Source organism: Aeromonas sp. TECH754 (genome assembly GCF_056279295.1).
Genome location: NZ_JBWBRA010000001.1, coordinates 557,323 through 581,744, shown reverse-complemented (window position 1 = coordinate 581,744; position 24,422 = coordinate 557,323). Strand labels below are relative to the sequence as shown.

The 24,422-nt window shown below is 60.3% G+C and carries 19 protein-coding genes; 12 read left to right on the top strand and 7 right to left on the bottom strand.

Annotated features, from left to right (window positions below):
- Positions 1-231 precede the first annotated feature (231 nt).
- From exuR to grpE, 4 genes are all read right to left on the bottom strand, one after another.
- A complete protein-coding gene (exuR, locus tag ACZ9IL_RS02575; protein ID WP_476002086.1) occupies positions 232-1,026 on the bottom strand; it encodes a transcriptional regulator ExuR in 795 nt (264 codons plus the stop codon).
- 237 nt (positions 1,027-1,263) lie between these two features.
- Positions 1,264-2,403 carry a molecular chaperone DnaJ gene (gene dnaJ, locus ACZ9IL_RS02570; RefSeq protein ID WP_476002085.1) on the bottom strand — a complete coding sequence of 380 codons (1,140 nt, stop codon included), beginning with the start codon at positions 2,401-2,403 and terminating at the stop codon, positions 1,264-1,266.
- A 113-nt stretch (positions 2,404-2,516) separates the two neighbouring features.
- Entirely contained in the window at positions 2,517-4,439 is a 1,923-nt protein-coding gene (dnaK, locus tag ACZ9IL_RS02565; protein WP_476002084.1) for a molecular chaperone DnaK, read from the bottom strand.
- Positions 4,440-4,738: 299 nt separating this feature from the next.
- Positions 4,739-5,314, bottom strand: a complete 576-nt coding sequence (grpE, locus tag ACZ9IL_RS02560; RefSeq protein WP_476002083.1) for a nucleotide exchange factor GrpE — start codon at positions 5,312-5,314, stop codon at positions 4,739-4,741.
- Positions 5,315-5,557: 243 nt separating this feature from the next.
- Between grpE and nadK the strand changes: the two genes are divergently transcribed.
- The 9 genes from nadK to ACZ9IL_RS02515 all read left to right on the top strand — a co-directional run bounded on the left by nadK (position 5,558) and on the right by ACZ9IL_RS02515 (position 17,379).
- The gene (gene nadK, locus ACZ9IL_RS02555) at positions 5,558-6,442 is read left to right on the top strand and encodes an NAD(+) kinase (RefSeq protein ID WP_476002082.1); all 885 of its coding nucleotides are present in this window, start codon (positions 5,558-5,560) and stop codon (positions 6,440-6,442) included.
- Positions 6,443-6,555: 113 nt separating this feature from the next.
- Positions 6,556-8,220, top strand: a complete 1,665-nt coding sequence (gene recN, locus ACZ9IL_RS02550) for a DNA repair protein RecN (protein WP_476002081.1) — start codon at positions 6,556-6,558, stop codon at positions 8,218-8,220.
- A 277-nt stretch (positions 8,221-8,497) separates the two neighbouring features.
- A complete protein-coding gene (locus ACZ9IL_RS02545) occupies positions 8,498-9,379 on the top strand; it encodes a DHHA2 domain-containing protein (protein WP_476002080.1) in 882 nt (293 codons plus the stop codon).
- 309 nt (positions 9,380-9,688) lie between these two features.
- Complete coding sequence (locus ACZ9IL_RS02540) at positions 9,689-10,129, top strand: universal stress protein (RefSeq protein ID WP_476002079.1); 441 nt, start codon at positions 9,689-9,691, stop codon at positions 10,127-10,129.
- A 238-nt stretch (positions 10,130-10,367) separates the two neighbouring features.
- A complete protein-coding gene (locus tag ACZ9IL_RS02535; RefSeq protein WP_476002078.1) occupies positions 10,368-11,531 on the top strand; it encodes an efflux RND transporter periplasmic adaptor subunit in 1,164 nt (387 codons plus the stop codon).
- Complete coding sequence (locus tag ACZ9IL_RS02530; protein WP_476002077.1) at positions 11,528-13,624, top strand: MacB family efflux pump subunit; 2,097 nt, start codon at positions 11,528-11,530, stop codon at positions 13,622-13,624. Before ACZ9IL_RS02535 ends, ACZ9IL_RS02530 begins: the two co-directional genes overlap by 4 nt.
- A 2-nt stretch (positions 13,625-13,626) precedes the next feature.
- Positions 13,627-15,069, top strand: coding sequence for an efflux transporter outer membrane subunit (locus tag ACZ9IL_RS02525; protein ID WP_476002076.1), 1,443 nt, complete (start codon positions 13,627-13,629; stop codon positions 15,067-15,069).
- Positions 15,070-15,208: 139 nt separating this feature from the next.
- Positions 15,209-16,015, top strand: a complete 807-nt coding sequence (locus ACZ9IL_RS02520) for a siderophore-interacting protein (protein ID WP_476002075.1) — start codon at positions 15,209-15,211, stop codon at positions 16,013-16,015.
- A gap of 257 nt (positions 16,016-16,272) precedes the next feature.
- A complete protein-coding gene (locus tag ACZ9IL_RS02515; RefSeq protein ID WP_476002074.1) occupies positions 16,273-17,379 on the top strand; it encodes a 3-deoxy-7-phosphoheptulonate synthase in 1,107 nt (368 codons plus the stop codon).
- Positions 17,380-17,845: 466 nt separating this feature from the next.
- Here the strand turns inward: ACZ9IL_RS02515 and ACZ9IL_RS02510 are convergent, their stop codons facing one another.
- Entirely contained in the window at positions 17,846-18,253 is a 408-nt protein-coding gene (locus tag ACZ9IL_RS02510) for an H-NS family histone-like protein (RefSeq protein ID WP_025327689.1), read from the bottom strand.
- Between the two features lie 405 nt (positions 18,254-18,658).
- Positions 18,659-19,603: a DNA-binding transcriptional regulator DsdC gene (dsdC, locus tag ACZ9IL_RS02505; protein WP_476002073.1), complete on the bottom strand. Its 945-nt coding sequence runs from the start codon at positions 19,601-19,603 to the stop codon at positions 18,659-18,661.
- Between the two features lie 232 nt (positions 19,604-19,835).
- Here dsdC and dsdX point away from each other — a divergent pair, with 232 nt between their 5' ends.
- The 3 genes from dsdX to ACZ9IL_RS02490 all read left to right on the top strand — a co-directional run bounded on the left by dsdX (position 19,836) and on the right by ACZ9IL_RS02490 (position 23,026).
- Positions 19,836-21,173 carry a D-serine transporter DsdX gene (dsdX, locus tag ACZ9IL_RS02500; RefSeq protein WP_476002072.1) on the top strand — a complete coding sequence of 446 codons (1,338 nt, stop codon included), beginning with the start codon at positions 19,836-19,838 and terminating at the stop codon, positions 21,171-21,173.
- 15 nt (positions 21,174-21,188) lie between these two features.
- Positions 21,189-22,520, top strand: a complete 1,332-nt coding sequence (locus tag ACZ9IL_RS02495; protein ID WP_476002071.1) for a D-serine ammonia-lyase — start codon at positions 21,189-21,191, stop codon at positions 22,518-22,520.
- 329 nt (positions 22,521-22,849) lie between these two features.
- On the top strand, positions 22,850-23,026 hold the full coding sequence (locus tag ACZ9IL_RS02490; protein ID WP_476002070.1) for a hypothetical protein: 177 nt from the start codon (positions 22,850-22,852) through the stop codon (positions 23,024-23,026).
- A 98-nt stretch (positions 23,027-23,124) separates the two neighbouring features.
- Here the strand turns inward: ACZ9IL_RS02490 and icd are convergent, their stop codons facing one another.
- Positions 23,125-24,378, bottom strand: a complete 1,254-nt coding sequence (icd, locus tag ACZ9IL_RS02485) for an NADP-dependent isocitrate dehydrogenase (protein WP_476002069.1) — start codon at positions 24,376-24,378, stop codon at positions 23,125-23,127.
- Positions 24,379-24,422 lie beyond the last annotated feature (44 nt).

The window sequence follows — 24,422 nt, the reverse complement described above, 5'->3', positions numbered from 1 at the left end:
TTCAATATATAAATGAGAGTGGTCCTCGCACTCGACTCATGACCACTCTTCGCATTGATCTATTCGTAACCATGTTGCCCGATATCATCATCGCGCCATCGCCCGTGCCTCTCGGTTGCGGGCAAGGCCCCCAACCTGTCTCATCGAGGAAAGTCGGAGCTGCGGGATAATCTTCCCCCGCTCAATGAGTGGTCATCTGGCATTGACTCACCTGGCCAAAAATCTTGACTCCTACTGGCTGGCGGCCTGCTTAACGGTCAGGTGCACAACGGGGTTTTCGGAGAAAAGATAGCGGTCGTCCGACATGTCGTCATCGAAGATGGTGGCCTTGAAGAGCATCTGCTTGGTGTTTTCCAGGTGCTGCCACATGGCCAGCTTGGCGGCCTGCGGATCCTTTCTGATCAGGGCCTTGAGGATCTGATCATGATCATCACACCAGCTCATGATGGCTTGATCATCGATGTGCTCCTGCAGCTTGCGCCAATAGGGGTTGTGCTCACGGTGCAGCCACAGCTGCTCGATCAGGAAGACCAGTACCGAGTTCTGGGTTGCCTTGGCAACCTGGATATGAAACTGCTTGTCCCAGGTTGAATCTCGAGCGCGGTCCTCGGTACGAGCCTGCTCCTGAATACGCAGCAATTCCAGAATGTCCTGTTTGGTGACCTGAGTAGCAGCGAACTCGGCAATGTTGCTTTCCAGCAGTTGGCGCGCCTGCAGCAGCTCGAAAGGGCCGGCACTTAACAAGGCTTCATCCAGCACAGGAGGAAGCGGGATCTGCTGACTCTCCTGGGCGATGACATGGATGCCCGAACCTTTTTGCACGGCGACCAGCCCTTCGACTTCCATCATGATGATGGCTTCGCGGACAACCGTCCGGCTCACATCCATCTCTTCGGCAAGGATCCGCTCCGCAGGCAAGCGTTCGCCGACCTTGTAACGCTGGCTGGCAATTCGTTGTTTCAGCTCGGCGGCCACCTTCTGGTAGAGCCTTTTCGGCTCAAGCAAATCCACATTGATGTCCTTCACGACCGGCCTCTTCTTATGTAGCTGCGAGCGTCGGCTTCCTGCCGACAGAATGGAGATATTATACCAATTTCGTTAATTTCAGACAAGTTAGCAGCAGGTCTGTTTGTATCCCTTAACCGGTCATCAGGCTGACCCGCCAGCAACTGAAAAACTGGAAACAAGAGCTCTCTTTAGTGAACGCAGGCAAAAAGAAAGCCGGCACAGGGGCCGGCTTGCATCACGCTTGTGGCGTTTGGCTTATTTGGTCAGATCGTCGAAGAAGCGTTTCACCCCTTCGAAGAAGCCTTCCGATTTTGGCTTGTGGGTCTTGGCGGCGGCACCGCTGAACGACTCGTCCAGCTGGCGCAGCAGATCTTTCTGGGCCTCGGTCAGCTTGACCGGCGTCTCGATCACCACCTTGCACATCAGATCGCCGACCTGGCCGGAGCGCACGGATTTGACGCCCTTGCCCCGCAAGCGGAACAGCTTGCCGGTCTGGGTCTCCGTCGTCACCTTCAGCTTGACCCGACCATCCAGGGTAGGCACTTCGATCTCGCCGCCAAGGGCCGCGGTGGTGAAGCTGATGGGCACTTCGCAGTAGAGATCGTTGCCATCACGCACGAAGATCTCGTGCTCCTTGACGTGGACCTGTACGTACAGATCCCCGGCCGATGCGCCCGCTTCCCCCGCTTCCCCTTCACCGGAGAGACGGATGCGGTCGCCGGTATCGACGCCCGCCGGGATCTTGACCGACAGGGTCTTGGTCTTCTGGTAGCGACCCTCACCGTGACACTTGCGGCACGGATCCTTGATGATCTTGCCGCGACCGTGGCAATGCGGACAGGCTTGCTGCACCGCGAAGAAGCCTTGGCGCATCTGCACCTGGCCTGCACCGTGGCAGGTCGGGCAGGTATGGGCGGAGCTCCCGGTGTGGGCGCCGGAGCCGTTGCAGACCTCGCAGTGGACCTGGGTCGGGATCTTGATCTCCTTGGAGACCCCGCGCACCGCCTCTTCCAGCGTCAGCTCCATGTTGTAGCGCAGGTCGGAGCCACGGGCCGGACCACGACGACCACCGCCACTGCGACCACCGAAGATGTCGCCAAAGATATCGCCAAACGCATCACCAAAGTCGGCGCCGCCACCAAAACCACCGTGGCCGCCACCCTGACTCTGATCCACTCCGGCATGACCGTACTGGTCATAACGGGCGCGCAGGTTGTCGTCGGTCAGGACCTCGTAGGCTTCCTTGACCTCTTTGAACTTCTCTTCCGAGGCGGCATCCCCCTGGTTACGGTCGGGGTGATACTTCATCGCCAGACGTTTGTACGCCTTCTTGATCTCGCGCTCATCGGCACCTTTCGATACCCCAAGCACTTCGTAGAAATCGCGCTTCGACATACTCATCCTGTTGCTATATCAGCAGTTACGCAGACGGGCGTTGGTTACCCAACGCCCGTGAAATCATTGACCAAGCCGATGGGCAGCGCGGACGCTGCCCGGTTGGGTACGGCTTATTTCTTGTCGTCTTTCACTTCTTCGAACTCGGCGTCGACCACGTCGTCTTCGCCCTTGGCGGAAGAAGTCTGACCGGCATCAGCGGCGCCAGCTTGACCCTGGGCCTGCTGCTGAGCGATCTCCATCAACTTCTGGGACGCTTCCAGCAGAGCCTGCTGCTTGGCTTCGATGGCCGCCTTGTCGTCACCCTTGAGGGCGCTTTCCAGCTCGGACATTGCGGTCTCGATCTTGGTCTTCTCGTCGGCAGGCAGAGCATCACCGGCTTCGGCGACTTGCTTGCGGACCGAGTGGACCAGACCGTCAGCCTGGTTGCGGGTCTGCACCAGCTCTTCGAACTTCTTGTCTTCGGCCGCGTTGGCTTCCGCCTCGCGTACCATGCGTTCGATCTCCTCGTCGGACAGACCGGAAGAAGCCTGGATGGTGATCTTCTGCTCCTTGTTGGTCTCCTTGTCCTTGGCGGAGACGTGCAGGATACCGTTGGCATCGATGTCGAAGGTCACTTCGATCTGCGGCAGACCGCGCTGTGCCGGACGGATGCCTTCCAGGTTGAACTGGCCCAGGGACTTGTTGTCGCTGGCGCGCTTGCGCTCACCCTGCAGCACGTGAATGGTCACGGCAGACTGGTTGTCTTCGGCGGTGGAGAACACCTGAGACTTCTTGGTCGGAATGGTGGTGTTCTTCTCGATCAGCGCAGTCATCACGCTACCCATGGTCTCGATGCCGAGGGAGAGCGGGGTCACGTCCAGCAGCAGTACGTCGGTCTTCTCACCGGACAATACGGCGCCCTGGATAGCAGCACCCATGGCCACGGCTTCGTCCGGGTTGACGTCTTTGCGCGGCTCTTTGCCGAAGAAGTCAGCGACTGTCTTCTGCACCAGCGGCATACGGGTCTGACCACCCACCAGGATGACGTCGTCGATCTCGCCAACCGCCAGACCGGAGTCTTTCAGGGCGACACGAACCGGCTCCAGGGAGTCTTTCACCATGTCTTCCACCAGGGATTCCAGCTTGGCGCGGGTCACCTTGATGTTCATGTGTTTCGGACCGGTGGCATCTGCGGTGATGTACGGCAGGTTCACGTCGGTCTGCTGAGCGGAAGAGAGCTCAATCTTGGCCTTCTCGGCGGCATCTTTCAGACGCTGCAGAGCCAGCTGGTCGTTGCGCAGGTCGATGCCCTGCTCACGCTTGAACTCGTCAACCAGATAGTTGATGACACGGTTGTCGAAGTCTTCACCACCCAGGTGGGTGTTACCGTTGGTCGCCAGTACTTCGAAGGTGGTTTCCCCTTCGACTTCGTCGATCTCGATGATGGAGATATCGAAGGTACCGCCACCCAGGTCATAGACGGCAACCTTGCGCTCACCCTTGACCTTGTTCACGCCATAGGCGAAGGCTGCGGCGGTCGGCTCGTTGATGATGCGCTTGACGTCCAGACCGGCGATGCGACCGGCATCCTTGGTAGCCTGACGCTGGGCATCGTTGAAGTAGGCCGGTACTGTGATGACCGCTTCGGTCACCGGCTCGCCCAGGTAATCCTCGGCGGTCTTCTTCATTTTTTTGAGCACTTCGGCAGAGATCTGCGGCGGTGCCATTTTCTTGCCTTTCACTTCAACCCAGGCGTCACCGTTGTCGGCCTTGGCGATGGCATACGGCATGATCTTCAGATCGCGCTGTACTTCTTCATCTTCGAAACGACGGCCGATCAGACGCTTGATAGCAAACAGCGTGTTCTTCGGGTTGGTAATGGCCTGACGCTTGGCCGGCTGACCAACCAGGATTTCGCCGTCATCGGCATAGGCAATGATGGACGGAGTAGTACGGTCGCCTTCCGCGTTCTCGATCACGCGAGCATGGTCGCCGTCCAGAATAGCGACACAGGAGTTGGTAGTACCCAAATCAATACCGATGATTTTACCCATTTGACGAATCTCCAAATACTTTGAATAAACTGGCGAGGTGCTCGCCTTAATACGTTAACGGCTAGGTGGGGCCGGCCAATCTGGCTTTCAAGCTCCCGACATCAAATTCTTGTCACCCGAGGTGCACATCTAGGATGCCGCCGTGGCCTTGTCCCCTATATGGGGTCTCAAGCCACGGCTTCAAGCCCCACACTTAAAAAACCATGCCTTGGGTCGGCTCTGCGCCGAAAAACCCATCAACTGGCCGCTCGGGACAATAAAAAGCCCGCCGCGCGGCGGGCTCAATGCTGGGAGGGTACTCAGGCCGGAGCCTTGGAGACCATCACCATGGCGGGGCGGATCACCCGGCCGTTGAGCTCATAGCCCTTCTGCATCACCGCAATCACGGTGTTCGCTGCCACGTCGGCGTTCTCGATCATGCTGATCGCCTGATGGGCGTTGGGATCGAACGGCTGATCCAGCGGATCCAGCGGGAGCAGGCCAAACTTGCCGACCGAGCTCTGCATGGATTTGAGGGTCAGCTCCACCCCTTCGATCATCGGCTTGAGCGCCTCATTTTCCTTGTCGGCCAACTCGATGGCACGCTCCAGGTTATCCAGCACCGGCAGCAGTTCGCCCGCGAACTTCTCCAGCGCGAACTTGTGCGCCTTCTCCACATCCTGAGCGGCACGGCGACGCAGGTTTTCCATCTCGGCGACGGCACGCACGGCGCGCTCGCGCTCGTCGGCGGCAGCCTGTTCGGCGGTCGCCAGCTGGGCTTCCAGCTCGGCAATGCGGGCCTGCTCGGCTGTCACTTCACTGTCTACATCGGTCGGCTCGACTGGCTGGGCTTCCACTTGCTCCATCGCTTCAACCTTTTGTTCTTCGTGGTTCATGACATCTCCAATATTCAGGGTTACTGCAATCTGTTATGCGGGGTTACTTCGATCAATGGCGCTATTATGGGGACGCAGCCCCCGCTTTCAAGGGGAAAAGGCCAGATCATGGAGGATCAGGTTCCCGGCCGGGGCATTGCGTCGCCGTTCAGCGCCGAGTAAGCCAAGCTCGCATGGTGACAGACAAATCTCCGGCAAAGCGCGGTATACTCCGCTCAATACTCATTCCAGACCCGACAATCCATGGATTCTCCGTTCAAAACTGTTGCTCTTATTGGCAAACCCCATCATGAAGGGGCCAACCAGACCCTGACCGGCTTGTACCAGTACCTCAGCAGCCGCGGCTTTCGGGTACTGCTCGAGAGCCGGGTCGCCCAGACCCTCGGTATCCAGAACGATGACGTGATGGATCTGGTACAGCTCGGCCAGCAGGCGGATCTCGCCATCGTGGTCGGCGGTGACGGCAACATGCTGGGGGCCGCCCGGGTGCTGTCGCGCTTCGATGTGGCGGTGATCGGCGTGAATCGCGGCAATCTCGGTTTCCTGACCGATCTCTCGCCACAGGATTATCTGCTGCCGCTGGAGCAGGTGCTGTCCGGCCACTTCAAGAGCGAACATCGCTTCCTGCTGGAGGCCGCGGTCTATCGCCACGGCGAGCGCAAGTCGAGCAATCTGGCGGTGAACGAGGCGGTGCTGCACCCGGGCAAAATCGCCCACATGATCGAGTTCGAGGTCTATATCGATGGCAGCTTCATGTACAGCCAGCGCTCGGACGGCATCATAGTCGCGACGCCAACCGGATCCACCGCCTATTCCCTGTCGGCCGGCGGCGCCATCCTCACCCCCAAGCTCAACGCCATCACGCTCGTCCCGATGTTTCCACACACCCTGAGCAGCCGCCCCATCGTACTGGACGCGGACAGCGAGGTGCGCTTGCTGGTCTCGCCCGACAATCAGGACGACGCCATGCAGGTGAGCTGTGACGGTCAGGTGACCCTGGCGGTCCACCCGGGGGACGAGATCCTCATCAAGAAGAGCCACCACAAGCTGCACCTGGTGCATCCGCTCGATTACAGCTATTTCCACGTGCTGCGCAACAAGCTCGGCTGGGGCAGCAAGCTGTTTTAAGCCCCGCAATCGCGCCCTCTCCCCCTCCTGTGATGGGTCGACACTTTACTGTATGGAAAACCAGTATATACTGGATGCATACACAGTAATGTTGGCCCACACAGGATGAGACCATGCTGACCCAACTGACCGTCACCAACTTCGCCATCGTCAAATTTCTCGAACTCGATCTGCAAGCCGGCATGACCTGCATCACGGGGGAGACGGGGGCGGGCAAGTCCATTGCCATCGACGCGCTCGGTCTCTGTCTGGGGGAGCGGGCCGAAGCCAGCATGGTCCGGCCGGGCAGTGACAAGACGGAGGTCAGCGCACGCTTCCTGCTGGACGGCAATCCTGCCGCCCGTGCCTGGCTCACCGCCAACGAGCTGGAGAACGAAGGGGAGTGCATAGTACGGCGGGTGCTCTCCGCCGAGGGGCGCTCGCGCAGCTACATCAACGGCGTGCCCGTCCCCTTGGTACAGCTCAAGAGCCTGGGTCAGTTGCTGGTCAACGTACACGGTCAACACGCTCACCAGATGCTGCTCAAACCGGACTATCAGCTGGCCCTGCTCGATGGTTACGCCGGCCATCATCTGCTGCTGGACGAGGTCCGTCGCCACTACCAGCAGTGGCGTCAGCTGCAAAATGAGTTGAGCCGCCTCAAGGCCGAGCAACAGCAACGGGAGGCTCGCCGCCAGCTGATCGAGTATCAGGTGCAAGAGCTGGACGAATTCGCCCTGCAACCCGGGGAGTTTGAAGCCATAGAGGAAGAGCACCAGCGACTCGCCAACGGCACCGAGCTGATGCAAGAGTGCGGCTTTTGCCTCGACTTGCTCTATGACAACGAAGAGACCACCATCGCCGGCCTGCTGCAGGTCGCGGTGGACAGGGCGGAGACCCTGGTCGCCATGGATAGCCGCCTTGGCAACGTGCTCGGCATGCTCAACGAGGCATTGATAGGAGTGCAGGAGAGCCACAGCGAGCTGCGCAGCTATCTCGATCGGCTGGAGCTGGATCCCGAGCGCTTCAACGAGCTGGAGGCCCGCCTATCCAAAGCCATCAACCTGGCCCGCAAGCACCACGTCAAACCGGCCGAACTGGCCCTGCACCATCAGGATCTCGCCGGCGATCTCGCCCGCCTCAATTCGGATGAAGAGAGGCTGGAGGGGATGGAAGAAGAGTTGGCCCAGGCACGGGAGTCCTTCGTACAGGCGGCCGAGGTGCTCAGCCAGAGTCGCCAGCGTTATGCCGAAGAACTCGGCGCCAAGGTGACCAGCAGCATGCACGAGCTGGCCATGCCCGATGGCCGCTTCGCCATCGAAGTCAGGCCCGATGCCCAGAGCAGTCTCTCCCCGCTCGGCATAGATAGAGTGGAGTTCATGGTCACCACCAACCCGGGCCAGCCGATCCAGCCGCTCGGCAAGGTCGCCTCCGGTGGTGAGTTGTCGCGCATCAGCCTCGCCATCGTGGTGATCAGCGCCCGCAAGATTTCGACGCCGACCCTGATCTTCGATGAGGTGGACGTGGGGATCAGCGGCCCGACCGCCGCCGTAGTCGGTCGCCTGTTGCGCCAGCTCGGTGAATCCACCCAGGTGATGGTGGTGACTCACCTGCCCCAGGTGGCGGGCAAAGGCCACCAGCACATGGTGGTCAGCAAGCACACCGATGGCAAGACCACGGAGACCCAGATGCAGGCACTCAACGCCAAGGCACGCCTCAATGAACTGGCCCGCCTGCTGGGGGGGGATCAAATTACCGACAACACCCTGGCCAATGCCCGCGAGCTGCTGGCTTCCTGAACTCCACGCGGGAAGGAGTATCTTTCTCCTTCCCGCTCATCCCCATCAGAATATTTAATATGCCAAACACACCCACAAAGCAATTTCAGCCAAAAAACCACCAATCTTCGATACCTCACGCTACTACCACGCATTCACCCCGGATTTTTACCCTTCCCTTAGAACGCTAGAGTGACTGCCATGAGGCTGTCCCGTGTACACTGTCATCATCAGCCCACCCATTTTACCCGAGCCCGGCAACGGATCCCTGTCAGGCCCAGCAACTCAGGAATCGTCCATGCTTCATGTCTTTGGTCACAAGAATCCCGATAGCGACAGCATCTGCACCGCACTGGTCACCGCCGACTGGCTAAACGAGCAGGGCCGTCCTGCCCAGGCCTTTGCACTGGGGACCCCCATCGCCGAGACTCAGTTCATTCTGGAAACCGCAGGAGTCGAGGCTCCCCCGGTGCTGAGCGGCAGCGTGGCCGACAAGCCGGTCTTCCTGGTGGACTTCAGTGAGCTGGAGCAGGGGCCGGAAGGTCTGGCCGACGCCGACGTGCAGGGCCTCATCGATCACCACCGCATCGGCACTCTCATTACCCGTGGTCCGCTCGATGCCTGGATCAGGGCCGTCGGCTGCAGTGCCACCGTGCTGCTGGAGCTGATGGACTACGACCGGATCTCCCGCGCCCAGGCCAGGCTGCTATTGGGGGCCATCGTCAGCGACACCTTCAACTTCACCTCCCCCACTACTACAGAGCAAGACAGGATCGCGGCCGACAGACTGCTGCCCATCGCCGATCTCGCCTTGGCCCCCTTTGCCCAGACCCTGCTGGAGCGCCGCACCCAGTTGGGGGATACCCCCCTTGCCGAGCTGCTGGTTGCCGACGAGAAGGCCTACCAGATCGCGGGTCATTCACTCATGGTCAGCCAGATCTGCGTGATGAATCCAGCCGAGCTGCTGGCCCGGCAGGATGAGCTGCAACAGGCCATGCAAGTCAGGCTGGGGCAGGACAAGCTGGAGGCCTATGTACTGATGCTGACGGATCTTGCCAAGGGGGACAGCCAGCTCCACTTCGCCAGCCAGGGGATCCTGCCCGAAAATCCCGTCCACCTTGCCGGCGCCGTCAGTCGCAAGAAGGAGGGATTGCCTTGGCTCGCCAGGTATTTCGCCTGACCGACTCGCAGGCCCGTCCATAATCTGACAGCTTTAACCCCTCGCCCGAGCCCTCATCTCCATCCCATGAGGGCTCGGGCCACATCTTGAATCCATTCGCGACTCGAGCCCCAAATCCCTTCATTTTCCATTCAACTCAATCTGTTATGATGATGTAAACGGACCTGATGCGTTCCGGCATCACCGACAAGAGGTGACGCTTGGCGTGAGTGAAACGGGTCCGTTTGATGGGAAGATCCCGCGGGCTCGGAATGATGAGAGGCAAGGGCCTCATCCTCCTTGACCCGCCCCTGCGAAGGAGAACTGCTTATGACCCCAACCAATATTGTGCTGTTGCTGGAAGGCAAGGATTACGAGCAGGAGACGCTGGCCAAGGCGAGTCGGCTGGCACAAGGAATGGGCTGCGAACTGACCCTGCTGCACCTGACCCACAGCAGCAAAGTCCGGCGCAACAGCCTGTCGCTGTCACAAGAGGAGCGCAGTGCCCAGGGCACTCTGGATGCCAAGGCCATCATCAGCCAGCTCATCACCCTCCTGCCCCACCCGGTCGATTATCAGTGCCTGGTGGTGGATGACGTGGTGGCAGACCTGAGCCGTTGGCTGGCATCACACCCGACCGCGCTGCTGCTGGTTGGCAGCCGTCACCACTGGATGGAGGGCTCTCTGGCACGCTTGCTCATCTACAAGCTGCCCGTCGATATCCAGATCTGCCACGAACCCTATGCCGAACAGCTGAAAGCCGTCGGTTGATGGCGGCTTGATACCATGGAGGGCCCGCTCGTTCTGCGGGGCCTCCCCTTGTGCCCTCCGCTCGCCTTCCTTTGTTCCTGCCCGCTGATCTCCTCGCCCCCCTGCACGCCTCGCCGCAGCCACATCTAGTGATAAATTCATCTACATGATTTCTTACACATTGCTCGCTTTTGTTTAGGCCCCGTTTGCTGCAGGATGTTGGCCTCGCACGCCTTCGCACGTTTCGTTCAGGTGAAAAATGAAAACTCTCCCCAGACAGGGCAAGCTCGCCTTGTTCATCCTGGTGCCGCTCGCCATCATCGTTTGGATGCTGTGGCCCAGCAAGACACCAGACCCCGTATTGACCGCATCGGTGACTCGCCAGGACGTGGAGCAGACGGTACTCGCCAGCGGTGTGCTGCAGGCCATCGAACAGGTGGATGTGGGTGCCCAGGTCTCGGGCCAGGTCACCTATCTGGCGGTCGAGGCCGGGCAACAGGTCAAGCAGGGAGATCTGCTGGCAGAGATAGATCCCCTGATCGCCCAGAACAACCTCAAGACCGCGGAGGCGGAGCTGGCCAGTCGGCGCGCTCAACTCAAGATCAAGCAGGCACAGCTCAAGCAGAACGAGCTGAGCTGGCGTCGCCAGCAGCAGATGTTCAAGCAGGAGGCGAGTTCCCGGGCCGATCTGGAGAGCGCCGAGGCGCAACTGGCCGTTACCCGCGCCGAGTTGCAAAGCGCCCAGGCGGATATCGACAGCGCCTTCATCAAGGTAGAGCGCACCAAGACGGAGCTCGGCTACAACCGCATTCAGGCTCCCATGGATGGCACAGTGGTATCCATCGTGACCCGTCAGGGCCAGACCCTGGCCGCCAGCCAGACGGTGCCGACCCTGCTCAAGCTCGCCAATCTGGATACCATGACGGTCAAGGCCCAGATCTCCGAGGCTGATGTGACCAAGGTCAGGGCCGGCATGCCGGTCTACTTCACCCTGATAGGAGATCCGGATACCCGCTATCACGCCACCCTGCGCACGGTTGAGCTGGCCCCCACCAATATCAACGAGCAGACTTCCAGCACCACGACCACCAGCAATGCCGCCATCTATTACTATGCCCTGTTCGATGTGCCGAACCCGGATCACCAGCTGAGGGTCGCCATGACGACTCAGGTCACCATAGTGCTCGGTGAACGCAAGCAGGTGCTGGCGATCCCGCAGACCGCCCTCGGCAAGAAGCTGGGGGACAACGAGTACGAAGTCGCCCTGCAAATAGAGGATCAGGCGAGGGAAGTGCGCCGCATCAAGACCGGCATGAAGGATGACATCAAGATCGAGGTTCTGAGCGGCCTGAAGGAACAGGACAAGGTGATCCTGGAGCAGGGCAAGCCCGTCCAAGACGATGACATGGAGAGAAGGCCGTGAGTGAGCCCTTGAACCGGCTCGAGGGACCGCTGATCCAGCTCAAGGGCATCGCCAAGCGCTACCAGAGCGGCGAGCAGGAAGTCACAGTGTTGCATCCGCTGGATCTCTGCATCCAGGCGGGGGAGATGGTGGCCATCGTCGGCGCCTCCGGCTCCGGCAAATCCACCCTGATGAACCTGCTGGGTTGCCTCGACCGGCCGAGCGGCGGCCAATATCTGTTTCGCGGGCAGGATACCGCCAATCTCGATGCGCTCGCCCTCGCAAGGCTGCGTTGCCACCACTTCGGCTTCATCTTCCAGCGCTACCACCTGCTGCCCCACCTGGACGCGGCCGCCAACGTGGAGATCCCGGCGGTCTATGCGGGCACCCCCCGCACCGATCGCCAGGCGCGTGCCCGTGCATTGCTGACACGTCTGGGCCTCGCCGATCGCAGCCATCACAGGCCGGGCCAGCTCTCCGGCGGACAACAACAACGGGTCAGCATAGCCCGCGCCCTTGCCAATGGCGGCGAGGTGATCCTGGCCGACGAACCCACCGGGGCCCTCGACAGCCACAGCGGCAAGGAGGTGATGGCCATCCTCAAGGAGCTGCACGCCCAGGGCCACACCATCATCCTGGTCACCCACGACATGGCAGTAGCCAGTCATGCGGATCGCATCATTACCCTGCGTGATGGCCGGGTAGTGGAGGACAGCGCTCAGACCCAGGCAGCGACCGCCAATCCTGCCGATGCTATCGTCTCCCTGCCCGACGGCCTGATGGTTGAAGAGATCGCCCAGACCGTGGCGACCACCGCCAATCCTGCCGTTCACATCAGTTCCCTGCCCGACGAGCAGGCAGTGGAGGACAGTGCCCAGGCCACAACGACAACTACCGCAGTCAGGGCCGCCAGCCAGGGCTGGGATCGCTACCGGGAAGCGGGTCGCATGGCCCTGCACGCCATGCTCGCCCACCGCATGCGCACCTTCCTTACCATGCTCGGCATCATCATCGGCATCGCCGCCGTGGTCAGCGTGGTTGCCCTCGGTCAGGGGGCACGCGCCAAGGTGATCAACGACATCAACGCCATGGGCACCAACACCATCGACATCTTCCCCGGCAAGGACTGGGGGGATGAGAAGGCGGCCAGCATCCAGACCCTGAACGAGCGGGATCTCGACGCCCTGCTCGGTCAGCCCTATCTGGAGGGGGCCAGCCCCCAGATCGCCACCTCGGGCCAGTTGCGTTTTCGCAACAAAACCAGCAGCGGCAACGTGGTGGGGGTCGGCAGCGACTTCTTCCGGGTCAAGGGGATGACACTCACCCGGGGCCGCCTGCTCGACGAGCGTGACATCCAGAACCGGACGGCGGTGGCAGTGGTCGATGGCAAGACCATAGAGAGTCTGCTCGGCAAGGAGGATCCCATCGGTCAGGTGGTGCTGGTCGGCACCCTGCCGGTGCGCATCGTCGGCGTGGTGACGCAAGAGACCGGCTTTGGCCGCAGCAGCCAGTCGGTCAGCATCTGGCTGCCCTACAGCGCCGTGATGAGCCGGCTCATCTCCCAGAACCATTTCAGCCAGATCACCATCCGGGTCAAGGACGGGATCCAGCCCGCTCTGGCGGAGCAGGCCGCGGTGGCGCTCTTGACCCAACGCCACGGGGTGAAGGACTTCTTCACCTTCAGCAGCGACAGCATCATCAAGTCGGTGGAGAAGACCACCGCCACCATGACGTTGCTGGTTTCCGCCATCGCGGTGATCTCCCTCATCGTCGGCGGGGTCGGGGTAATGAACATCATGCTGGTCTCGGTGGTAGAACGTACAAGGGAGATAGGGATCCGCATCGCGGTGGGGGCCCGTCAATCCGACATCCTGCAACAGTTCCTGATCGAGGCCGTGATGGTCAGCCTGCTGGGGGGCCTGCTCGGCATCGGTCTGGCCCTGCTCATCGGCTTTGTCTTCTCCCTGATCGTGGAGAGCTTCCAGATGCACTTCTCGCTCTTCTCCATCCTGATGGCCTTTGGCTGCTCCTCGCTCATCGGGATCCTGTTTGGTTACCTGCCCGCCCGCAACGCGGCCCGGCTCGATCCGGTCGAGGCGCTGGCGAGGGAATGATGATGCACAACTTATCCAGTCCGAGGCAGCACCTCTTGCCCAGCCAGAAGCGCGGCCTCTTGCCCAAACGAGGGCGCAGTCTCTGGGCGAAACACGCTCTCTGCCTCGCCGTCAGCCTGGCCCTCGGCGCCTGCAGCCAGCAGAGCACCTATCACAGGCCCGATCTCGTCATGGCACCCGCCTGGCAGCAAGCAGACCAGGATCTGACCCGGCAGCAGGCGGGCCTCTGGTGGCAGGGATTCAAGGACCCCGCCCTCGACCGGCTGGTCGATGCGGTCCTCACCGCCAATCCGGACATGCAGGTGGCAGGGCTCAGGTTGAAGAGCGCCCTGCTCGGCGCGGATCTGGCCGACACCAATCTCACCCCCGAGGTCAGCGCCAATCTGGGGGCGAGCGGCTCCAAGAACATGAAGGACGGCAGTACCAGCAGCAATCTGGGGCCCTCGCTCAACCTGAGCTATGAGGTGGATCTCTGGGGCCGGCTCGCCTCGGTGCGGGATCAGGCGAGCTGGGAGGCGCAGGCCAGCGAGCAGGATCTGGCGTCGACCCGCCTGATGCTGATCGGCAAGGCCCTGGAGCAATACTGGCAGCTGGCCTATCTCGGCTCGGCCATCAGCCTCGGCGAGCAACAGCTTCTCAACTACGAACGCGCCGAGCGGCTGACCCGGGCCAAATATGACGCGGGGGCCATCACCCGACTCGATCTGGTGCAGGCCAGCCAGCAGAAGGTCGGTAAACAGGCGGAGCTCGCCGCCCTCGCCTTGCAACGGGAGCAGGCCAGCAATGCCTTGCGCCTGCTGCTCGGTCGCAGCAGCGGCCCGCTGGAGTTTGCCCCGAGCGGGCTGGTCATGGCCCCCATTCCGACCCTGGCGGTCGGCATCCCTGCCGACGTGCTGGCGCGCCGCCCCGATGTGCAAGCCGCCGAGCTGCGGCTGCGCAAGACGCTGGCCAAGGGGGACGAGATCCGCACCGGCTTCTACCCCACCCTGAGCCTCACCGGCAACGCCAGCACCACCTCGGATACCCTGACCCAGATGCTGAGCAACCCGGTGGGGACCCTGGGGGCGACCCTGGCCCTGCCCTTCCTCGAGTACAACCAGACCCGGCTCACCATCGCCAGCTCCGAGCTCGACTACCAGATAGCCGAAACCGAGTTTCGCAAGCAGCTCTACACCGCCCTGCTGGAGGTGGAAGACGGCCTGTCGGCTCGCCATCAGGGTGAGCAGCGGTTGCGTTATCTGACCCAGCAGCGGGATTACGCCAAAGAGGCCGAGCGGCTGGCCGAGGCTCGCTTCCAGGCGGGCGCCACCGGGGTGCAACCCTGGCTGGATGAGCAGAATCGGCTGTGGGACGCCGAACTCAGCCTGCTCGGCCAGCAACAGACCCAGCTCAACAACATGGCCGGGATCTATCAGGCACTGGGGGGCAGTGATCGGGGATCATAGCCTCTCATCCTTCCCCTCTTCATCACGGTCGGGATGGGTTCCATCCTGGCCGTGACAGCCCATCCCCCTCCCCACAAAGCAATTGATAATAATTTTCATTTGATGAAAAATGGCGTCATCGTCTGCCAGGAGTACTCATATGTCACAGCCCGCCCCGGTCAATCGCCCTCGCCTGCTCACCGTCAAGCATGTCCATGATGTGGGCCCGCATCTGCGCCGGGTCTGCCTGACCAGCCCCGAGCTGATCGATTATCCCTTCAGTTGCGGCGGCGCCCATATCAAGATCATGTTGCCCCAACCGGGTCAGGATCATGCGGTACTGCCGACGCCGACCCCCAAGGGGCCCCGCTGGGAAGACCCGAGCCAGAAGCCCATCATCCGCACCTTCACCATTCGAGCCTTCCGCCGTGAGGCGCTCGAGCTGGATATCGACTTTGCCCTGCACGGCGACGTCGGGCCGGCCAGTCGCTTTGCCCTGCATGTCCAGCCTGGCGATCGGTTGGCCATCTCGGGGCCAGGGGGGCCGGATCCCATGCTGCAGCCAGCCGCGCACTATTACATGGTGGGGGATCTCACCTCTCTGCCTGCCATCAGCGCCATGGCCGAGGTGATGCCCGCCGAGGCGCAGGGGCATATCGCCCTACTGGTGCCTCATCAGGAAGATGTGCAGGATCTGTCGCTGCCAGCAGGAGTCAGCCTGCGCTGGTTTGTCGGCTCCCCAGAGCAGACCGACCCGCTGGTGAGCTATTTCACCGCATTGCCCATGGTATCGGAGCTGAGCTATTTCTGGTTCGGTGGGGAAGAGGGCCTGGTGGTGCCGCTGCGCCGCCATGTCAGACGTACCCTGGAAGTGGATCGCCAGCGGGTCTATGCCGTGCCCTACTGGCGCCATGGCAAGGATGAAGATGCCTACCATCAGGATCGCCACGCCGTGATGGATAGCTGATAGTTAGTCGTTTTCCCTATATAAATCAGGCCTATCTCCACAAGAGGACAGGCCTGACTAGAATCCAATTTCCACTCTTTTTTTCGCCTCCCCCCCATCTTGGTGATCCCCTCACCAGGGCTTGCATTCGCGAGAGACAACAAGATAATGATAATCACTCTCAACAATGTGTTCTGTCGTTGTGCCCTTGACCCCTGACACTCAGGGTCTGGGTAGCAGACATCTCATTTACCCCCAGGTACAGCAAGGTAATCCAGATGGCAGTTTTGAATTCGGTAATGCGCGCCTTCGCGGTCGAGACTCTCCCCACTCCTGCCAACCTGTTGGCGCAACACCCCTGTCCCGGCGACATGGCGCAGCAGATTGATCGGCATCGTCACCAGGTTCGCCAGATCCTCACCGGCGCAGACGATCGCCTGCTGGTGGTGATCGGCCCCTGCTCCATCCACGATCCTCTTGCCGCGATCGATTATGCCAAGCGTCTGGCCCAACTCGCCCAGACGTATCAGGACAGCTTGCTCGTCGTGATGCGCACCTATTTCGAGAAGCCGCGCACCACGGTCGGCTGGAAGGGGCTGGTGTTCGATCCTCATCTGGATGGCAGCAACGACATCGGCCAGGGCCTTCATCTGGCTCGCCAACTGCTGCTGGATATCAATCAGTTGGGGCTGGCCACCGCCACCGAGTTCCTCGATACCACCAGCTTCCTCTATCTGGCGGATCTCATCAGCTGGGGCGCGATTGGTGCGCGCACCACGGAGTCTCAGGTACACAGACAGCTCGCCTCGGCCCTGCCCTGCCCCGTCGGCTTCAAGAACGGTACCGACGGCAATATCCGGGTGGCCATAGACGCCATTCAGGCCAGCGAGGCATCCCACCTGTTCACCGCCCCGGGCAGCCAGGGTGGCATCGTCGTGATCAAGAGCGAGGGCAACCCGAGCGGGCACATCATATTGCGCGGTGGCACCCTGCCCAATTATCACCAGAGCGACGTGACGGATGCCGCTGAGCGCCTGGCATACCAGGGGCTCAACCATCGACTGATGGTGGATTGCAGCCACGGCAACAGCCAGAAGCAACACAGGAACCAGCTGAGGGTAGCCGCAGAGCTCTGCCGTCAACTGAGTGCAGGGAGCGATACTATCGCCGCCGTCATGATTGAGAGCTTCCTGCAAGAAGGCAGCCAAAAGCCTGCACCGCTGAATGAGCTGCAATATGGCCAGTCGATCACCGATGCCTGCCTGTGCTGGGAGGAGAGTCAAACCCTGCTGGCCATGCTGGCCGATGCCGTCTGGGCTCGTCGCCGCTTAGCCGGCATGTTGCCGAGCGCGAACCATCGCGAAGATATCCAGCTCGTGAGCTAATTCGATCCCTATTTATTCACGGCGGGGTCAGCAGACCCCGTATTAAAAAATCATCGCACTCATCACACCCCCACATATATATCCGGCACAAGGGTGCCAAATAGAACAGAGATAACAGAAAATGTCTCTGCGAGACTGGCAAGAAGATGGGGGAGTGACACAGAAGCGTGGCCGAAAATGATCCTGATTATTTCATCGCTCTGAGTAGATCCTGCATTTGTTAATCAGGATCATCGATGACAGAAGAGGGTTGACTGAGTCTTCATCAGAGGATAGATAATGGCAGGGGGGGTGGGAACATCAAACGTTACTGATAGATACGTTTTTATCTCCTCATGCTGGCCATGACTATTCCAATGGCAACGAGACAAATATCTTGTCTACCGCATGAGTCGTTCCCTGGCATAACCACAGAAATAATAATGCCGCCCAAGAGGCGGCATTATCACTGAATAGATCGAAGCGATCAGATCAGGAAGTCATTCAGATCCTTGCCCAGCGCAACCTGCTCGGCAATGGCTTTGGGCATACGGCCCTGGCCGGTCCAGGTCTTTTCCTGGCCATCTTCTTGGTACTTGTATTTGGCCGGACGCGGAGCACGCTTGCTCTTGGTCGCGCCAGCGGCAGCCGGAGTAGCCACGCTGCCGATCAATTCACGCGGATCGATGCCTGCTTGCTGCAGCATCTCGGTGAACTCACTCAGCTTGCGCTGACGTTCTTCTTGCTCGGCCCGCTCTTGTTCAACAGACTCGGCGCGCTCGTTATATACCAGATCAAACTTCTCTTTCGCTTCTTGCAGTTGCTCAAACGGCAGTTCACGGATGGCAGCGCGCAAGCTACGAATGTTCAGCAGAACCTTTAGAAATTCGTTCATTACTTCCTCACAGAATTATTTTTGTATGTCACAGGGATGACTCATTTTGAGAATAGCATGTCTGCTCGATAACAACATAATGATTTTATAACTGTGCAAGGATTATTGACAACACCCTTTTCATTATTTTCTAGGTTAATTCACACACCGGTACATATTGAAAAACCGATGTCACAGACAATATTTTCTTCAGCATTGGTTAATGCCGGGTCAGTTTCTCCATCACATTGGTCGAACAGATAAATGCCGACGGTGCACTCCAACCCCCAGTTGGGACACGCTACCGACCGAGGAAGTTGGTCTCCCTGCACAAATGATGCGCGAGTCATTCACTCCCTGGCCGGGAATAACACCGATGAATGCAATGACCCCATGCCGATATGGGCTACCGGCATGGTTCCCCATTCAACCTGCCAGCTGCGCCTGGGTGCTGATCCAGTCGATGAAGGCCTGGATCTTGGGACACTGGCGGTTGGGGAGCGTGGCGAGGTAATAACGCTGATCGCAGCGTACCTCCTTGTCCGGAAAAGGAGCCACCAGCTCGTTTCTTGCCAACCGTTTGCTCACCAGACGCTTGCGGCCCATGGCAACACCGGCGTGGTTCATGGCGGCGATGATGGCAAGATCGGAGCGATCGAACCCCATGTTTGCCTGACAGCCGTCGATGGCGATGCCGGATTGGCGGGCCCAGCTGTGCCACTCGTCAGTCTCGGAGTCATGTCCCCAAGCCTGCCTGTCGTGCAGCAGGCGGCAGTGCTGCAAATTGTCCGGGCTATCCAGCAACTGGTGTTGCTCGGCATATTCCGGGCTGCATACCGGCACCATGTATTCGTCCATCAGCGGGTGAATGACGAGTCGCTCCGGCGTCTTGTCATCGAAATAGAGCGTCAGGTCGATGCCATAGCCGTGCAGGTTGATGTTCTCGTTGCCGGTCATGATGTTGAGATCTACCTGAGGATGCAGGCGGGAGAAATCTGCCAGTCTCGGCACCAGCCAGCACTGGGCGATGGAGGGACGGGAATAGACGGTCAATGAGCCCGACAGCTCCTGGTGCTTGATCTCCAGGATCTCCTGATTGATGAACTCCAGCGACGACTTGAGCGCCCAGAATACCCGCTGCCCCTCCGTCGTCAGCACCACCTTGCGATGAAATCGCTGGAACAGCTTGAAACCGAGCTCCTCCTCCAAGGCACTTATTCTGTGACTCACTGCGCTCGGGCTGAGCGCCAGCTCATCGGCCGCCAGGGCAAAGGAGCAGTGGCGCGCCGCCGCCTCGAAGGTATGCAACTTGGCGAGCTGATAGCCATTGAGCAGCTTGTTTCTCGATACATAGTTGTCTTCGGTATACATCCGCATCTCTCGCCAGGCTGTCGGGTAAGACCGCCATCATATCCCGGCGCCTCCGACTTTGGATGCAACAAGCAAACCCAAATCACCACATTCAGGAAAAATGTGATGAATGTGGCACATTTGCATCATCTCAACGCACCCAAGACGCCATTTTCATCATTTGTCAGCTCCCCCCTCCTTGCCGTTCAATAGCCCCATCAATCACCGCTCATCACTTATGTCGAGGCGCAGTATGAATTCTGAAATGTGGGTCGTCGGTACCTTGCTGACAAGTATCATCCTGATCGTCTTCACCATAGTGAAGGGCAAGGTGCATCCCTTCCTCGCCCTGCTGCTGGCTAGCTTCTATGTCGGCACCATGATGGGGATGAACCCGGTCAAGATGGTCAATGCCATGGAGGAAGGCATTGGCGGTACCCTGGGCTTTCTCGCCGCCGTCATCGGCCTTGGCACCATACTCGGCAAGATGATGGAAGTATCGGGCGCCGCCGAGCGCATCGGTCTCACCCTGCAAAAATGCCGCTGGCTCTCGCCTCAGGTGATCATGGTGCTGGTCGGGCTGGTGTGCGGCATCACCCTGTTCGTCGAGGTCGGGGTGGTGCTGCTCATTCCGCTGGCCTTCTCCATCGCCCGCAAGACCAACACCTCGCTGCTGACTCTGGCGATCCCGCTCTGTACCGCTTTGATGGCCGTGCACTGCATAGTGCCGCCCCATCCGGCCGCGCTCTATGTCACCAATCAGCTGGGTGCCGATGTGGGATCCGTCATCGTCTATGGCCTCGCGGTCGGGCTGTTTGCCTCCCTCATCGGCGGCCCCCTGTTCCTGAAGCTGCTCGGCAAACGGCTGCCGTTCAAGGGCGTGCCCGCTGCCTTCGCCGACATCAAGGCCCGTGATGAGGCAACGCTGCCGACTCTCGGTGCCTCCCTCTTCACCGTGCTGCTGCCCATCCTGCTGATGCTGGCCAAGACGGTGGCAGAGCTCAACATGGCGCATGACGCCGCCCTCTATTCCTTGCTGGAGTTTATCGGCAACCCCATCACCGCCATGTTCATCGCTGCCTTCACCGCCTACTACGTGCTGGGGATCCGTCAGCGCATGAAGATGGAAGGGCTGCTGGATCAGACCGAGCAGTGCTTCTCCTCCATCGCCAACATCCTGCTGATCATCGGGGCCGGCGGCGCCTTCAACGGTGTGCTCAAGGCCAGCGGCCTGGGTGACAGCCTCGCGGCCATCCTCTCCCAGCTGGACATGCACCCCATACTGCTGGCCTGGCTGGTCGCCATAGTGCTGCATGCCGCGGTGGGATCCGCCACGGTCGCCATGATGGGCGCCACCGCCATCGTCTCCCCCATCCTGGTGCACTACCCCGAGATCAGCCCCGAGATCATGACGCTTGCCATCGGCTCCGGCGCCATCGGCTGTACCATGGTGACCGACTCCCTGTTCTGGCTGGTCAAGCAATATTGCGGTGCCACCCTGAACGAAACACTCAAGTACTACACCAGTGCGACCCTGGTCGCCTCCCTGATGGCGCTTGCCGGTACTTTCCTGCTCTCCTACATCGTCTAACAAGGCCGAGAAACCATGAGAAACATCGATATCCAGCAACTTGTCAGCCAGTACCCGCTGCTGCAATCCCTGATCGCCCTCGAGCCCCTGACCTGGTTCAACCCCAATGCCAGCACCCTCGCGGTCGGGTTGCCCCATGTCGGCCTGGATCAGCGCGATGTCGCGGATGCCTCCGCCCGCCTCGCCCGCTTCGCCCCCTATCTGTGTGAAGCCTTCCCGGAGACCCGCGCCACCCAGGGCATTCTGGAATCCGGGATAGCCGCCATTCCCGCCATGCAGGCCACCCTCAATGCACGTTACGGGGTCGAGGTAACCGGCCGGCTGCTGCTCAAGAAAGACAGCCACCTGCCGATCTCCGGCTCCATCAAGGCACGGGGCGGCATCTATGAGGTGCTGACCCACGCCGAGCAGTTGGCAATCAAGGCCGGCAAGCTGCGCACAGACGACGACTACGGCAAGCTGTTCTCCGACGAGTTCCGCCAGTTCTTCGGCCAGTACAGCATCGCGGTGGGTTCTACCGGCAACCTCGGCATGTCCATCGGCATCATGAGCGCCAAGCTCGGCTTCACCGTCACCGTGCACATGTCCGCCGATGCGCGGGAATGGAAGAAACGCAAGTTGCGCGAACATGGCGTCATCGTGGTGGAATATGCCGAAGATTACGGCGTCGCGGTGGAGCAAGGGCGCAAGGAGGCAGAGCGCGATCCCAACTGCTTCTTCATCGACGACGAGAACTCTCGCACCCTGTTCCTCGGCTACTCGGTGGCCGGCGAGCGGCTGAAGGCGCAGTTCAAGGAGATGGGCATCGCGGTGGATGCCGAGCACCCGCTGTTCGTCTACCTGCCCTGCGGCGTGGGCGGCGGCCCGGGCGGCGTGGCCTTTGGCCTGAAGCTCGCGTTTGGGGATAATGTGCACTGCTTCTTCGCCGAGCCGACCCACTCCCCCTGCATGCTGCTCGGGGTCCACACCGGCCTGCACGATCACATCTCGGTGCAGGATCTGGGCATCGACAACCTCACCGCCGCCGATGGCCTCGCGGTGGGTCGCGCCTCCGGCTTCGTCGGCCGTGCCATGGAGCGGTTGCTCGATGGCTTCTACACCCTGAGCGATCAGGAGATGTATGACCTGCTGGGGCTGCTGGACCGCGATGAGCAGATCCGGCTCGAGCCTTCGGCGCTGGCCGGCATGCCGGGTCCCTGGCGGATCGCCGCCAACCCGGAGTGGCAAGCCGCGCAGGGGCTCGATAAAGCCGCCATGGCCCGGGCGACCCACCTGGTGTGGGCCACCGGCGGTGGCATGGTGCCCCCGGAGGAAATGGCAAAATACCTGGCCACGGCCCGGATCTGATCTTTTTTTCACCCATAAAACCCGCCACCTCGGCGGGTTTTTCTCTTCATGGATCAGCAAGATGGCATGTCTTTTGCCAAATGCCCGCGGGCCTTCGATCCTTCTCCTCTGCCGTCAATCCCCCCAAGTTGGTTATTTTGTGATACTATAGGGGCCGTTTTTTGACATCTGCGCTCCGTTATCGCCCTTATCCGGCGAGATCGCGACCTAGTTTCGCTATCACAACGAACCGACGCGCAGCACCACCTGTGGCCTGGATGAGTCAGTCATGGCAAGGGAATCTGCCAGACGACAACCACCAAGGGCACCTTAGATAAGGAGATCGGACTATGAAACAGTATCAAAGTTGGCTGGGACAATATCTGATGAGCCGTCGTGATGGCGATCATGCCATGGCATCCGAACTCGCCAGCTCCATCTGCGAGTTCTGGCAAACCCAGGGCGATGAAGCCGAGAGCAGCAAGTGGCAGCAGATCTATCAGCAGCACGTGGAAAAGACCACCTGATGGCCTGAGCCAGCGTGCGGGTCCAGGCCCGTCATCCATAAAAAAACCGGCGCTCATGGCGCCGGTTTTGCTTTTCGAATCCTGTTGGACCCAAGACCTTACATCTGGTCGATCATGTCCTGGGCGAACTGGGAGCAGGAGCGCAGGGTGGCGCCTTCCATCAGTCGCTCGAAGTCATAGGTGACCGTCTTGTTGGCAATCGCCGCTTCCATCCCCTTGATGATGAGATCGGCCGCCTCGGTCCAGCCCAGGTGGCGCAACATCATCTCGGCGGAGAGGATGAGGGAGCCCGGGTTGACCTTGTCCTGACCGGCGTACTTGGGCGCGGTGCCGTGGGTCGCTTCGAACAGGGCCACACCGTCGCCGATGTTGGCGCCGGGGGCGATACCGATGCCACCGACCTGAGCGGCCAGGGCGTCGGAGATGTAGTCGCCGTTCAAGTTCATGCAGGCGATGACATCATACTCGGCCGGGCGCAGCAGGATCTGTTGCAGGAAGGCATCGGCGATGACGTCCTTGACGACGATGGTCTTGCCGGTTTTCGGGTTCTTGAAGGAGCACCAGGGGCCGCCGTCAATCAGCTGGGCATCGTACTCTTTCTGAGCCAGGGCATAGCCCCAATCCTTGAAGGCACCTTCGGTGAACTTCATGATGTTGCCCTTGTGCACCAGGGTCACGGAGTCGCGATCGTTGTCGATGGCATACTCGATGGCGGCACGGACCAGACGCTCGGTACCGGCCTTGGACATGGGCTTGATGCCGATGCCGCAGGTCTCGGGGAAGCGAATTTTCTTCACGCCCATCTCGTTTTGCAGGAAGGCGATAACCTTTTTGGCTTCATCGCTGTCCGCCTTCCACTCGATACCGGCGTAGATGTCTTCGGCGTTCTCGCGGAAGATCACCATGTCGGTCAAGTCCGGACGCTTGACCGGGCTCGGGGTGCCTTCGTAGTAACGGACCGGGCGCAGGCAGATGTAGAGATCCAGCTCCTGGCGCAGGGCCACGTTGAGGGAGCGAATACCGCCACCGACCGGGGTGGTCAGCGGGCCCTTGATGGCCACGCAGTATTCACGAATGAAATCCAGGGTTTCAGCCGGCAGCCAGGCACCTTCGCCATAGACGTGGGTCGACTTCTCGCCGGTAAAGATCTCCATCCAGGCGATAGAACGCTCGCCCTTGTAGGCTTTCTCGACCGCGGCATTCACCACGTTCAGCATGGCCGGAGTCACGTCCACACCGATGCCATCCCCTTCGATGAACGGAATGATCGGATTGTGAGGAACCTTCAGTTTGCCATTAGCATCGACGGTGATTTTTTGACCTGTGGTCGGGATAACTACTCTGCTTTCCATCGGCATCTCCTAACTTCCGTTTGTTATAAATATGTCATTGAGCG

Bases quoted from the DNA above. Each gene is read 5' to 3' on its own strand.
- recN (WP_476002081.1), top strand. From the start codon at position 6,556: ATGCTGACCCAACTGACCGTCACCAACTTCGCCATCGTCAAATTTCTC.
- dnaJ (WP_476002085.1), bottom strand. From the start codon at position 2,403: ATGTCGAAGCGCGATTTCTACGAAGTGCTTGGGGTATCGAAAGGTGCC.
- ACZ9IL_RS02490 (WP_476002070.1), top strand. From the start codon at position 22,850: ATGAAACAGTATCAAAGTTGGCTGGGACAATATCTGATGAGCCGTCGT.
- ACZ9IL_RS02545 (WP_476002080.1), top strand. From the start codon at position 8,498: ATGCTTCATGTCTTTGGTCACAAGAATCCCGATAGCGACAGCATCTGC.
- ACZ9IL_RS02495 (WP_476002071.1), top strand. From the start codon at position 21,189: ATGAGAAACATCGATATCCAGCAACTTGTCAGCCAGTACCCGCTGCTG.
- ACZ9IL_RS02515 (WP_476002074.1), top strand. From the start codon at position 16,273: ATGGCAGTTTTGAATTCGGTAATGCGCGCCTTCGCGGTCGAGACTCTC.
- ACZ9IL_RS02535 (WP_476002078.1), top strand. From the start codon at position 10,368: ATGAAAACTCTCCCCAGACAGGGCAAGCTCGCCTTGTTCATCCTGGTG.
- ACZ9IL_RS02525 (WP_476002076.1), top strand. From the start codon at position 13,627: ATGCACAACTTATCCAGTCCGAGGCAGCACCTCTTGCCCAGCCAGAAG.
- ACZ9IL_RS02520 (WP_476002075.1), top strand. From the start codon at position 15,209: ATGTCACAGCCCGCCCCGGTCAATCGCCCTCGCCTGCTCACCGTCAAG.
- dnaK (WP_476002084.1), bottom strand. From the start codon at position 4,439: ATGGGTAAAATCATCGGTATTGATTTGGGTACTACCAACTCCTGTGTC.
- ACZ9IL_RS02510 (WP_025327689.1), bottom strand. From the start codon at position 18,253: ATGAACGAATTTCTAAAGGTTCTGCTGAACATTCGTAGCTTGCGCGCT.
- ACZ9IL_RS02540 (WP_476002079.1), top strand. From the start codon at position 9,689: ATGACCCCAACCAATATTGTGCTGTTGCTGGAAGGCAAGGATTACGAG.
- nadK (WP_476002082.1), top strand. From the start codon at position 5,558: ATGGATTCTCCGTTCAAAACTGTTGCTCTTATTGGCAAACCCCATCAT.
- icd (WP_476002069.1), bottom strand. From the start codon at position 24,378: ATGGAAAGCAGAGTAGTTATCCCGACCACAGGTCAAAAAATCACCGTC.
- dsdC (WP_476002073.1), bottom strand. From the start codon at position 19,603: ATGTATACCGAAGACAACTATGTATCGAGAAACAAGCTGCTCAATGGC.
- grpE (WP_476002083.1), bottom strand. From the start codon at position 5,314: ATGAACCACGAAGAACAAAAGGTTGAAGCGATGGAGCAAGTGGAAGCC.
- dsdX (WP_476002072.1), top strand. From the start codon at position 19,836: ATGAATTCTGAAATGTGGGTCGTCGGTACCTTGCTGACAAGTATCATC.